Source organism: Pseudoalteromonas sp. SWYJZ12, assembly GCF_015864395.1.
Taxonomy (GTDB): Bacteria; Pseudomonadota; Gammaproteobacteria; order Enterobacterales; family Alteromonadaceae; genus Pseudoalteromonas; species Pseudoalteromonas arctica.
The window spans coordinates 240,319-252,570 of sequence record NZ_JADYXH010000002.1; the positions used below are offsets into that span (position 1 = coordinate 240,319).

Consider the following 12,252-nt stretch of genomic DNA (forward strand, 5'->3'; position numbering starts at 1 on the left):
TTAATGACCGCCAAGTAGTTTATCGACTTCTTTGGGGTCGTTATGTACGCCAAACTTATCAACAACTGTTTCGGTTGCGCTATTCATACCAACAATATTAACTGTTGCGCCTTCGCGTCTAAACTTAATAACCACCTTATCGAGTGACGATACACCGGTTATATCCCAAAAGTGGGCATGGGTTAAATCAATTACTACGTTAGAAACCGCATTTTTAAAATCGAACGACGCTATAAACTGCTCAGCTGAAGCAAAAAATACCTGGCCTACAACTTCATAAGTTACTAGGTTTTTAGTTTCATCGTGCTTAGTTGTAACAACCATAAAGCGACCAATTTTGTTTGCAAAAAACAACGTAGCTAACAACATGCCAACTAAAACGCCAATGGCTAGATTATGCGTGGCAACTACTACAATAACGGTGGAAATCATCACTACGTTTGACGAAAGCGGGTTCTTTTTTAAATCTTTAACTGATGCCCACGAAAACGTACCAATCGATACCATAATCATTACTGCAACTAATGCCGCCATAGGAATTAAACGCAGCCACTCATCTAAAAACACCACCATGATGATTAAAAATAAACCAGCAATAAAGGTTGAAAGTCGTCCACGACCGCCCGATTTAACGTTAATAATTGATTGCCCAATCATGGCGCAACCCGCCATACCACCAAATAAACCTGCGCCAATATTTGCAATACCTTGACCTTTACACTCTTTATTGCGATCGCTCGTTGTATCGGTTAAGTCATCAACAATAGTGGCGGTCATCATGGATTCAAGTAAGCCCACAACAGCAAGACCAATCGAATACGGTAATACAATTTGCAGCGTTTCGAGTGTTAGCGGTACATCAGGCCATAAAAATATAGGTAGGGTGTCTGGCAGTTCGCCCATGTCGCCAACTGTTCTTATATCAAGCCCTAAAAACAGTGCAAGTAAGGTAATAACAACAATACACACTAAAGGGGAGGGAAGGATTTTGCCAATTGTTGGAATATACGGAAATAAGTAAATAATACCCAAACCCGCTGCAGTCATCGCATAAACATGCCAAGTAACATTAGTCAGCTCAGGTAACTGCGCCATAAATATTAAAATCGCCAGTGCGTTTACAAACCCTGTTACAACAGAGCGCGATACAAACCGCATTAACTCACCGAGCTTTAAAAAGCCTGCAAATATTTGTAGTACACCAGTGAGTAAGGTAGCAACCAGTAAGTATTCCAGACCATGATCTTTAACCAGCGTCACCATTAACAGTGCCATTGCACCGGTAGCAGCCGATATCATGCCAGGGCGTCCGCCTACAAAGGCAATAATAACCGCAATACAAAATGAGGCATATAAACCTACTTTTGGATCAACACCCGCAATAATAGAAAAGGCAATAGCTTCAGGTATTAGGGCAAGCGCCACAACAATACCAGCAAGCACATCACCACGAACATTAGAGAGCCAATCTCTTTTTACGTGATCAAACATGTAATAAACCTAATTAGTTAGTTTCCCAAAGTATAGGGGAGTATTTTATTTAAATAACAATGATTCTCGCGCAGATGGCGATTAAGGTTGCACGCAACGTGCTGATGAAAAAGGGAGTGGTTGCCTAGGGCGGCGTAAGTTTCAAGTAAAAAGCTCCTTTTTGATTAGTGTGTATTGATAATGGGAATAAATTATAAGTAACGCATACACTTTAGCAATATAGAGTTAGTTCATAAAGAGTAAACCTCAATCCAATAAGGTTTTTAAGCAATTAAAACTCAAACGTAAAACCAAACTCTCTTAATTTTTCGTACACGTTTATATCAAAACGATAAAGCGTTGCGGCTCTGTGAGCTACGTTGGTTTGTTTTTCTTTGCAGTTTATTAATAAGTTCATTTTTTGAAACTTACGTCTAAAGTTAGGTTTATCGAGTGATTTATTTAAAATCGACTCGTAAATTCCTTGTAGCTCAAGCAGGGTGAATTTTTCAGGGAGTAAGCTAAAACCAATAGGCTCGTGTCTTACTTTGTAGCGTAAGTAGTCTAAGCCACTTTTTAAAATATCGGCATGGTCAAACATTAAAGCGGGTACACTATTTACATCAAACCATTCACACTCTAAAGCATTATCGCCGCTCACAAGGTTGGTTTCTTCAAAGCGAACGAGCGAATAATAAACAATAGTAATAATACGTCTAGCAGGGTAGCGGTCTACATTACCAAATGCACCTAACTGATCTAAGTACAGGTTTTCAACACCGGTCGTACTTTTAACAACACGCAGAGCTGCAAGGTCTAAGTTTTCATCTTTACGAACCCAATGACCAATTAAACCCCATTGGCTTGTTGCAAGGCCCCGATTATATTTAACCAGCAACACCTTTAACTTACCTTCATGAATAGCAAATACAATATTATCTACGGTTAGATTGCTAATGCAGTCATCAGGAATCGATTCTTCGTCAATGTTGTTAGAAATGTTTGATGTTTTATAGTGCATAAATTACTCAGAAAAAGCTATACGAAGATATTGTTATAAAGACTATTAAGGGTATATAAAAGGTGGGTAAAGCACAAATAAAAAGCTTTTATAATTCCTATTTAAAACAATCAGATAAACCTAAAAAACGTTTACACCCCATTGTTTGGATAGGAATTGGCTTAGCTACATTTCAGCAATTAGTCGGCATTAACGTTGTTTTTTACTACGGCGCGGTACTTTGGCAAGCAGCCGGTTTTACTGAATCTGACGCGTTACTCATTAATATAATAAGCGGCTTTGTAAGTATTTTAGCGGTGTTTATTACCATGTATTTTATAGACACAATTGGCAGAAAACCTTTTTTGTTAACCGGCTCAATTGGTATGACGGTGACACTTTCGGTTATTGTTTATGCCTTTTTAAACGCAGATATTGGCTCAACAGGTAATTTAGAGCTAGGAGAGCAGGGCATAGTTGCTTTAATAGCCGCTAACGCTTACGTGTTCTTTTTTAACCTATCGTGGGGCCCTGTAATGTGGGTTATGTTAGGCGAAATGTTCCCTAACCAAATTCGCGGCTCTGGCCTTGCAGTTACCGGCTTTGCCCAGTGGATAGCTAACTTTTTAATTACCTGGTCGTTCCCTGTTATGCTCACAGGCATTGGTTTAGCTGGGGCTTATGGTTTTTACGCATTTTGTGCGTTTGTTTCAGTTATATTTGTATTTAAGTTTTTACACGAAACCAAAGGCAAAGAGCTTGAACAAATGAAAGGGTAAATATTACCCCTTTAATAAGCGCCAAAACTAAAGCAATAGTTTTGGCGTTGTAAGACTACTTCACTCGTTAAGCTTTCTTTTTACTAAACCCAAACACTTTATAAACTCGCAGCAACTATCTAATTTCTCAATAGTTAAATTACTAATGCACTTAAGTAAAGTGTGAGTCGCTTGTTCAATATCACGATTTGCAATAGCGTTTAACATCATTTTTTAAACTTTTATTATTTCGATTTAAGCTGCCTCGATCGCCGTTTTCCCTTAGTTGTTAACTGGGTCATCAACCTTCGGCCATGTTCTAAAAATGAATAATATTAGACGTGACGTAGTTTTTAAAAAGACGTAGTTGCGCAGTTTGTGTAATAAGCAACTAAAAAGCAAATACAGCTGATAGTCTGCAGTGAGCGATAACCGGTCATTCAGGTCTGTCATCATTAACTTAGTAAGAATAAGTGGGCTCTTTCATCTGTTCCACATGTTTATGTAAGCTACAGTAAGCGTAATATTTATAGCTGGCAATAATTTACACTATTTTTTATTAATATAAGCCCATGAAATAAGGATATTTTTACGCTAAAATAGGAAAAGCATCCTCCGATAAAGATATTATACATAAGGGAAAGTTATGAGTTTTGACTCATGGAATAGCTATATGCTGTTTAGCTGTTCAGTTCGAAATAAATCGCGATATATTTTAGACGAAGATGCGCAAAACTTTCTTCAAGGTATTAAAGATACTTGCAAAAGTCGCGTAGAAGTGATTAAGCCAAACTCAGAGATGTGGAGAGCACAAATGGGGCATGATAGATTGAAACTTCTGCAAGATGATGTTCATGTCGATGATATATTAATTCCTTATCCTGAGAAAAGAATGAGACCTTTACCCGACAGTGCTTCTGAAGGAAGAGCAAACCCAAAGGGGATTCCTTGTTTGTATGTTGCATCTCAAAAAGAAACAGCAATGTCTGAGATCAGACCTTGGTTAGGTTCGATAATATCAGTGGCGAGATTTACCAATTCTAAAGAACTTCGAGTAATCGATTTCTCAAGACATCATACTAATAAGTTACCTATTTACCTTTCAGAACCTGATGAAGCCAAAAGGATTGAAGCAGTATGGACTAATTTAGATAAAGCTTTCTCTCAACCAGTAACAAATAGTGACCAGAAGTCAGATTATGCACCCACTCAAATTATTGCTGAGTTAGTAAAATCGTTAGGCTATGACGGCATAGCTTTTAGAAGCTCACTTGGGCAAGGGCACAACCTAGCACTTTTTGATTTAAATAGTGTTAACTTCAAAGACAGTAGCTTGTTTCGGGTTAATGATGTTCAGTTCTCGTTTGAAAGTAGTAATGACGAACGTTACATATAACAATAAATTATGTGACACAAACTGCACGTCGCATAAATACTAAAGTGTTGAGTAATTATCAGGTAATGGAGTACTAGCTTATGTTCAAGAAGAAAAGAAGTATTAAATTGGGGAAAGGGGTAAAACTCAATTTAGGAAAAAAAGGTATAACAAGTCTTTCAGTAGGCGGCAAAGGCTTAACGGCGAATTTCGGCTCAAAAGGAGTTAAAACTACTGCTAATATCAGAGGCTCTGGGGTTTCTCAGTCTGCAACATTTTTTGAAGATAAAAACCAACAAGCGCCTACGTCACAAAAAAATGACGATAACTCACAAAGAAGTGTAGGCATCTTATTGAGTATAGGAATATTAATTCTTCCTTATATTTTTGCGTGGTTATTACTCCGCTCAGGTTACAGTACTTATTCAAGGGTAATTAGCTTTGCATGGATGGCATTTTTAATTTATTCAATGTTTACAGGCACAAACACTTAACAAAGCCTTAATTTTACTGCTTTGCGCTGAGCTTCAGGTAGTAAATTGTTGCGGGGCTTAACTGTACTAGGTAAGTTGATATGATCTCAAATCAAGATTCTGAAAAAATGCTTACACCGTGGTTATCTGTGATTGGTTTGATTACGGTAATGTGGACCCCAGTAGAAAGAAAAATCGATGAGTGTGTTTTCATTCTTAGTTTACTAAATGGTTGTGGTAAGAGACCTGGAAGTCTTACTCGTAAATTGGAATACATAAAAAGCAGCCTACCAGAAACAGCTATTTATTCACCAAATTTTGATGAGATTATTGATATTACAAAGGGAACTGCTCAAGTTAGAGATGTATGTGTTCATGGTGTCATTGAAAGTTATGATGAAAATAAAATGGTGATAGGTAAAGTCCAAGCTAAAGCCTGCGACTTTAATGTTGAATATTTTACTTATGACCAAGTACGCCTTTGTTCAGCCGGTAATAACTTAACTACTTTGTTAGAAATTTGGAGTAAAATTGCTTCTGACTTAAATAATATAGCAAATGACGCCTAACAAGTGACTAAGGTTATGAGCGTCCGCTCATGGCACTCTCCAGCCACTCGACAACATAAAATGTTGATAATAATTGGCAAGGTATTTTACTGTGTCGGATGGCGCTTCGCTTATCCGACCTACACTGGCACATAGCCGGAGTTGATATAAAAGCCAAACGTTCAGCTAACCCAATACAAAGCTGATTAAATCTGCTCTACAGAGTAAATCATTAAGTTAAAACCTCAGTAATTAGCGAGTACTCCCTTTATTTCAGTTTGAGATACCCAAGTTAGTAATACTTATTTCTGATATACTCAGTCAGCACTTTTACTCAAAAGGTAATAGTCTTCAGCTTGCAACTCAATGCAAGTTAACTCACTGCTCTTCATTATTTATTGTCAAAATTACACCTTTGTAAAATAGAGTTGGTTCATCCGAGCCAAAAACGTACAGAAAAAACACCGCCTAAGTTTATTGGCGAAGTATGATGATTCGTTGATGAACTCAAGCGTACTTACTTTATAAACAGGACTTAGCATGAGTGAATTAACTATCGGCGTTATCGGAACATCCCGCAAGACAGATGAAAGACGGTATCCTATTCACCCAGAGCACTTATTACGAATTCCCGAAAGTCTTAGAAAACAAATGGTGTTTGAACAAGGCTATGGCACCGCTTTTAATGTTAGCGATGAATATATTGCAACGTTAACGGGTGGCATTGCATCTCGCAGCGAAATACTTACCCATATTGGCACGGCCATTATTGCAAAGCCTGTACTTGCTGACTTAGAAGAAATGCGCGAAGGAGGCACTATTTGGGGTTATGCCCACTGCGTTCAACAGCATGAAATAACACAAGCGGCAATTGAACGTAAACTTACCTTAATTGCTTTTGAAGATATGTATGTGTGGTCACCACAAGGAAATGTAGGGCGCCATACTTTTTATAAAAACAATGAAATGGCAGGGTATTGCGCTGTAATACATGCTTTGCAACTTAAGGGTATTGATGGTCATTATGGCGATCAACGTAAAACGATTATATTTAGTTTTGGTGCAGTGAGTAGAGGCGCTATTTACGCCCTTAAAGCGCATGGTTTTAGAGATATTACAATTTGTATTCAGCGCCCTGATCACGAAGTCCGTGAAGAAATATTAGATTGTCACTATGTTAAGGTACGAGAAGGTCTTGAAGGAGAAGCTCGCATGATGGTTGTTGAACATGATGGGACTAATCGACCACTTAGCGATCTTATTAGCGAAGCCGATATTATCGTGAACGGGACTTATCAAGAAACAGCTCATCCGGTTAACTTTGTAATTGAATCAGAAGCCGACTGCTTAAAACCTAACAGCTTAATTATTGATGTTAGCTGTGATGAGGGGATGGGATTCTTTTTTGCAAAGCCGACAACGTTTAAAAACCCTTTATTTCGATATAACAACACGGATTATTATGGCGTTGATCATACACCGAGTTATTTATGGGAAAGCGCGACGCGTTCAATCTCTGCGGCGCTCATTGTATATTTACAAACGATACTTAAAGGTGCTTTGCAGTGGCAAAAAGATGAAACCATTCGCCGTGCAATAAACATTGAGCAAGGAATAATTAAAAATACGGCTATTTTGGCATTCCAAAACCGCGAAAATATTTACCCTTATAACGTAATAACACAATGATTAAATTTATCTCTAATCTAATTTTACCTTAGATTAATTAGGGGTGTGCACTTCGTCTTAATGCTAGTAATTTTAAGGCGAAGTGTTTGTTGACTGATAGTAAAACTGGAGAACTTAAATCTTAAAAGTTTTGATAAAACGAACTCCCACAATTTATAAGGCTACCTGATATGCCTAACGATTCTAAAAATATACTAAATCGTGGCTTAGACTATATGCACGACCCATTTTCTAATTTTATGCGTGCTCAAACCACCTCTAGTCTGTTTCTTCTGGTATCTACGATCATTGCACTATGGTGGGCAAATTCAGCTTATTCAGCTACCTATCTGAACTTAGTGCATACGCCTATTGGAGTCTCATTAGGAAACTTTGAGCTACAAACCTCGCTTAAACACATTATTAATGATGGTTTGATGGTGATATTTTTCTTATTGCTTGGGCTTGAAATAAAACGAGAGGTACTTGCTGGAGATTTAGCTGAGCCCAAAAATAGACACATGCTCATTTTTTGCGCCATAGGCGGAATGGTCGTGCCGGCTGGTATTTATTCGTTGTTTAACTGGGGGCAAGATTCACTGATTGGTTGGGGTATACCCATGGCAACCGATACTGCGTTTGCATTAGGTGTGCTTACAATTGTAAGAAAACATATACCAACAAGCTTGTTGGCTTTTATTGTAGGTCTTGCGATTGTTGACGATGTGGGGGCAATACTCGTTATTGCCGTGTTTTATACCCAAGAAATATCGGTGATGTATTTGTCATGCGCCGTTGTTCTATTTACTTTTTTAGTAGCCGCCAATTATGCCGGAATAAGACAACCGCTTTTTTACATTATCATTGGTCTTGCCACTTGGTGGATGATGTTACAGTCAGGTGTGCATCCTACTGTAGCAGGTGTTGCTATTGCTTTAACGGCTCCTGCTCGCTCAATGTTGGGCTCAGGAAGGTCGCTTGAAAAGGCAAAAACAACCATTACCTCTATGCAAAAAGAAATAGAGAAAGTAGATGTTCTGGCTAGCAGGCAGGATCATAAACAGGTACTCGAAATTCGTGATTTAGCCGAAAATGCGGGTACACCTTTGCGTCGGTGGGAAGATGTGCTGCACCTGCCTGTCGCACTGTTTATTTTACCGCTATTTGCTTTAGTTAATGCGGGTGTGGTTTTTAACTTTAGTTCATTTGTTGAGAGTCTCAGTGATCCCGTTGGCTTAGGTATTATTAGTGGTCTTGTTGTTGGTAAGTTTATTGGTATTTCGGGTGCGTGTTGGCTTGCTTTACGCTACAAAATAGGTTGCTTGCCTGAGGGCATTAATCTTCAGCATGTTATTGGTGCTTCACTTATCGCCGGGATTGGATTCACCATGTCTACTTTTATTGCTACGTTGGGGTTTGATGGGCAAGCCGAGCACCTTCATAACGCAAAAACATCGGTTTTAGTGGCTTCGGTTCTTTCTGCAATACTTGGGGTTTTATATATTCGAGTGGTTGCCTCAAAAAAGAGCAATAAATCAATTAATTCAACGCCATAATAGGGCGTGAAGGAGCTAATGGGTATTCAATAATGTGTACTCATTAGTTGTACTTAACCCTTTATTTATTAATTAAACATATTGTTTAAAACACGCTATGTGGCGTACCGAACAGACCAATTAAAATAAATACGCTAATGTCTTATTAAGGTTTTTTGGCTTTAAATTAATCTATAAGTGCATGAATTTAAATCTTAAAACTATTCCTTAAATCATTACCCCTAAATTATTACCCTTAAATTATACAGAGGAAGTTATCACCTAGATTGCGAAGCACGTTGGCGCTTTAGGCTAGGGCTTATGACAATCTAAAGTAGTAATAAGGCTCCATATTTTTGGTTTCTTAAAAAGGAGAATATTATTTCTACACAAAACGAAAATAATCCAAATTCTAAAAGTAAAAGCGGTCCGCCAGATATCGATAAAGTGATGAGCGGTGCGTTTAAAAAGTATAAGAAGTTGCTGAGTGGAAAATTTAGCACAAGTTTAACCATAGTACTGTTTTTGGGATTGATTGCTACAGGCTATAGCGCAGTATATACCGTTCCCAGTGATTCAGTTGCTTTAGTATTAAGGTTTGGTAAGTTTCAAGAAATTCTGCCTGCGGGCTTACATGTAAAAATCCCATTAGGTGTTGATCACGTCACAATAGTGCCTACTAAGCGACAATTAAAGCAGGAGTTTGGTTTTTCTACTCCTGGAGCCTCAGACCCTGATCAAAATATTAATCCTGAAAATAATATTCGCTCATTTGCGCCAAAAATTTCACCTGCAACAAATCAACGCGAAGAAACCCAAATGGTAACTGGCGATTTAAACACTGCGCTGATTGAATGGGTAATTCAATATCGGATAGCCGATCCCCAAAAGTACTTATTTGAGGTGCGCGACCCGGCAGGCACTTTACGATACGTGTCTGAATCAGTTATGCGTGAAGTTGTAGGCGATAGAACTGTAGATGAAGTAATTACCATTGGCAGGCAAGGGATTGAAATTGAGGCATTACAAAAAATGCAGGCATTGGCAACCAAATATGTAATGGGGATTAGTATTGATCAGGTTCAACTAAAAAACATTAATCCACCCGTACCAGTACAAGGGTCGTTCAATGAAGTTAATCAGGCTCAACAAGAAAAAGAAAAGTTGATTAACGAAGCGCGTCGCGAATATAACCGCGTTATTCCGCTTGCTGAGGGGGAGCGCGACCAACGAATAAGAGAGGCTGACGGTTATCGCCTTAAGCGAGTTAATGAAGCTGAAGGCGACGCTCTGCGTTTTAATGCGCTGTTTGCACAGTACCAACTGGCACCTGAGGTAACACGCAGACGAATATATATAGAAACAATGACTGATGTTATGCCAACGATAAAAAATAAAATTATTATCGATAGCGAAACACGCGGTGTATTACCTTTACTCAATTTAACTTCACTAAAAGGACAGCAGCCATGAAATCTTATTTAATCGTTGGCAGCAGTATTTTAGCTGCACTTGTAGGGGTTACTTTGTATAGCGCTTTATATACGGTTAACGAAGTAGAGCAGGTCGTTATTACTCAGTTTGGTAAACCGGTTGGAGAGCCAATTAGAGAGCCAATTAGAGAGGCGGGTATTCAACTCAAAATGCCTTTTGTTCAGCAAGTTAATTTTATTGATAAGCGCGTGCTGGAATGGGAAGGAACACCTTCTGATATGCCGACCAAAGATAAGCTTTATATTTCTGTAAGTCTTTATGCGCGGTGGCAGGTTACCGATCCGTTGCAGTATTTTTTACGTTTAGGTGATGAGCGAAGCGCACAGTCTAGGCTCGATGATATTTTTGGTAGTGAAACGCGTAATGCAGTAGCCACACACGAATTAATCGAAATTATTCGTACAACGAAAGATCGCCAACCTTTGCGTGACTCGTCACTCACCGAGGCTGAAAAAGAGCAGAATATTGGTAGTTTAGTGCCTATAAGCATGGGACGTTTAGTTGTCGAGCAAGATATATTTAATGCCGCAGCCAAAAAAGTAAAAGTATTTGGTATTGAGCTTATGGATATTCGTTTTAAACGTATTAATTATAATGAAAGTGTACGCCCTAAAATCTATGAACGTATGATCAGCGAACGTCGTCAAATAGCAGAACGCTTTTTGTCAGAAGGAAAAGGCGAAGCTGCCCGTATACAAGGTAACAGAGAGCGAGACTTAGATAAAATTCAATCTGAAGCCTACCGAGCAGTAACAGAAATTAGAGGTAAAGCTGATGCTAAAGCAGCCGCTATTTACGCCTCAGCCTATAACAAAAATGATCAAGCAGTCGCATTTTATGCATTTACCCGTTCGTTGCAGGCGCTTGAACTCGCCCTTAGCCAAAACACAACATTGATTTTATCGACCGACAGTGAGCTATTTCAGTATTTACAACACACTCAGGCGAGTGAGCCTAATCCTAAAAATTAGCATGCTTCATATTTAAATATTGTATAGATATCATCAAACTTAGGAGCAATAAATGCAAATTGAAACAATTAGAGATGTACTCAATTGGACCGTTTTATTTCACAAAAACTTAAAAGATAGCCTAAACCAGAGCTCTGAACAAAATAAGGATGAGGGAGCACGAATGATGCTTCGCTACCTATCTGAGCATGAGGAGAGTTTAGAGAATATTGTACAAGGATTTGAAAATACGGCAGACGAAAAAGCGCTAAACACCTGGTGCTTTGATTACATCGAAAAGCACTCAATTATTGAGCGCGTTGATTGCAACTCACTCTTTGAAGAACTAAGTATCTCAGACATTATGGATAAAATAGTAAACCATCATGAACAAGTTATTGAGTTATACATTCATATATATTCTCGTGTAGATATCGAAAGCGCAAAAACGTTGCTTGATACAATAAAAGATATTGAAGAAAATGAGATAAAAAGAATTGTGCAATCGGCTAACCGATTTTCAGATATGTAATCGACTGATTGAACTGGCAATATTAGTGTATTACTAAGGTGTCAGTTCAATCAAATGTATGTGATATCCATTTATATCAAGGATCTTTTCTTTTAATCGAGTTAAGTAAAATGATTCGGTGTGCTCAACATATCCGGACAGTCAATCCTAGTTTATTCAGTTATACCAATCTGCTTATATACGGGGTCTATTTAGCAACGTTATAGAGTGATTTAATTTGTTTTAATTGCTCAAATATTTATGCAGGTTGGTACTAAAATGAGAAGCAGATGATATGACATGATTATGAATCTACTTATTTTTCATTAGATTATTCCCTCAATTTAATATATAGCTATAAAGGCTGTATCTTTTTATTTAATATAATACAAAATAATTAAATTTGACTGTACTAATACGGCAGTTGCTTTACAGTTTAAGATCTTGGCGACTCAAATTAGAAGGTTACA

10 protein-coding genes and 1 pseudogene are annotated in these 12,252 nt (G+C 38.1%); 9 read left to right on the plus strand and 2 right to left on the minus strand.

Annotated elements, in window-relative coordinates; all coding sequences use genetic code 11:
* Both I6F42_RS03295 and I6F42_RS03300 read right to left on the minus strand, forming a co-directional pair.
* Positions 1-1,491, minus strand: a complete 1,491-nt coding sequence (locus I6F42_RS03295; protein WP_197150892.1) for a SulP family inorganic anion transporter — start codon at positions 1,489-1,491, stop codon at positions 1-3.
* 271 nt (positions 1,492-1,762) lie between these two features.
* Positions 1,763-2,491: an NUDIX domain-containing protein gene (locus I6F42_RS03300; protein ID WP_007585186.1), complete on the minus strand. Its 729-nt coding sequence runs from the start codon at positions 2,489-2,491 to the stop codon at positions 1,763-1,765.
* A 128-nt stretch (positions 2,492-2,619) separates the two neighbouring features.
* Between I6F42_RS03300 and I6F42_RS03305 the strand changes: the two are divergent.
* The 9 genes and pseudogenes from I6F42_RS03305 to I6F42_RS03345 all read left to right on the plus strand — a co-directional run.
* Positions 2,620-3,249 (plus strand): annotated as a pseudogene (locus I6F42_RS03305) (MFS transporter); the annotation flags it as partial.
* Between the two features lie 625 nt (positions 3,250-3,874).
* Complete coding sequence (locus I6F42_RS03310) at positions 3,875-4,624, plus strand: RES family NAD+ phosphorylase (protein ID WP_197150893.1); 750 nt, start codon at positions 3,875-3,877, stop codon at positions 4,622-4,624.
* A gap of 80 nt (positions 4,625-4,704) precedes the next feature.
* The gene (locus I6F42_RS03315; protein WP_197150894.1) at positions 4,705-5,097 is read left to right on the plus strand and encodes a DUF4236 domain-containing protein; all 393 of its coding nucleotides are present in this window, start codon (positions 4,705-4,707) and stop codon (positions 5,095-5,097) included.
* An 80-nt stretch (positions 5,098-5,177) separates the two neighbouring features.
* Entirely contained in the window at positions 5,178-5,645 is a 468-nt protein-coding gene (locus I6F42_RS03320) for a hypothetical protein (RefSeq protein WP_197150895.1), read from the plus strand.
* A 519-nt stretch (positions 5,646-6,164) separates the two neighbouring features.
* Complete coding sequence (locus tag I6F42_RS03325; protein ID WP_197150896.1) at positions 6,165-7,313, plus strand: N(5)-(carboxyethyl)ornithine synthase; 1,149 nt, start codon at positions 6,165-6,167, stop codon at positions 7,311-7,313.
* 170 nt (positions 7,314-7,483) lie between these two features.
* A complete protein-coding gene (nhaA, locus tag I6F42_RS03330; protein WP_197150897.1) occupies positions 7,484-8,848 on the plus strand; it encodes a Na+/H+ antiporter NhaA in 1,365 nt (454 codons plus the stop codon).
* Between the two features lie 510 nt (positions 8,849-9,358).
* The gene (gene hflK, locus I6F42_RS03335; protein WP_197151121.1) at positions 9,359-10,300 is read left to right on the plus strand and encodes an FtsH protease activity modulator HflK; all 942 of its coding nucleotides are present in this window, start codon (positions 9,359-9,361) and stop codon (positions 10,298-10,300) included.
* Positions 10,297-11,292: a protease modulator HflC gene (hflC, locus tag I6F42_RS03340; RefSeq protein ID WP_197150899.1), complete on the plus strand. Its 996-nt coding sequence runs from the start codon at positions 10,297-10,299 to the stop codon at positions 11,290-11,292. The genes hflK and hflC overlap by 4 nt, the downstream gene beginning before the upstream one ends.
* Positions 11,293-11,344: 52 nt before the next feature.
* Positions 11,345-11,803: an ATPase gene (locus tag I6F42_RS03345; RefSeq protein ID WP_197150900.1), complete on the plus strand. Its 459-nt coding sequence runs from the start codon at positions 11,345-11,347 to the stop codon at positions 11,801-11,803.
* The last annotated feature ends 449 nt before the right edge of the window (positions 11,804-12,252 follow it).

Excerpts from the sequence above, each read along its gene's own strand:
- I6F42_RS03295 (WP_197150892.1), bottom strand. The coding sequence starts at position 1,491 with ATGTTTGATCACGTAAAAAGAGATTGGCTCTCTAATGTTCGTGGTGAT.
- I6F42_RS03300 (WP_007585186.1), bottom strand. The coding sequence starts at position 2,491 with ATGCACTATAAAACATCAAACATTTCTAACAACATTGACGAAGAATCG.
- I6F42_RS03310 (WP_197150893.1), top strand. The coding sequence starts at position 3,875 with ATGAGTTTTGACTCATGGAATAGCTATATGCTGTTTAGCTGTTCAGTT.
- I6F42_RS03315 (WP_197150894.1), top strand. The coding sequence starts at position 4,705 with ATGTTCAAGAAGAAAAGAAGTATTAAATTGGGGAAAGGGGTAAAACTC.
- I6F42_RS03320 (WP_197150895.1), top strand. The coding sequence starts at position 5,178 with ATGATCTCAAATCAAGATTCTGAAAAAATGCTTACACCGTGGTTATCT.
- I6F42_RS03325 (WP_197150896.1), top strand. The coding sequence starts at position 6,165 with ATGAGTGAATTAACTATCGGCGTTATCGGAACATCCCGCAAGACAGAT.
- nhaA (WP_197150897.1), top strand. The coding sequence starts at position 7,484 with ATGCCTAACGATTCTAAAAATATACTAAATCGTGGCTTAGACTATATG.
- hflC (WP_197150899.1), top strand. The coding sequence starts at position 10,297 with ATGAAATCTTATTTAATCGTTGGCAGCAGTATTTTAGCTGCACTTGTA.
- I6F42_RS03345 (WP_197150900.1), top strand. The coding sequence starts at position 11,345 with ATGCAAATTGAAACAATTAGAGATGTACTCAATTGGACCGTTTTATTT.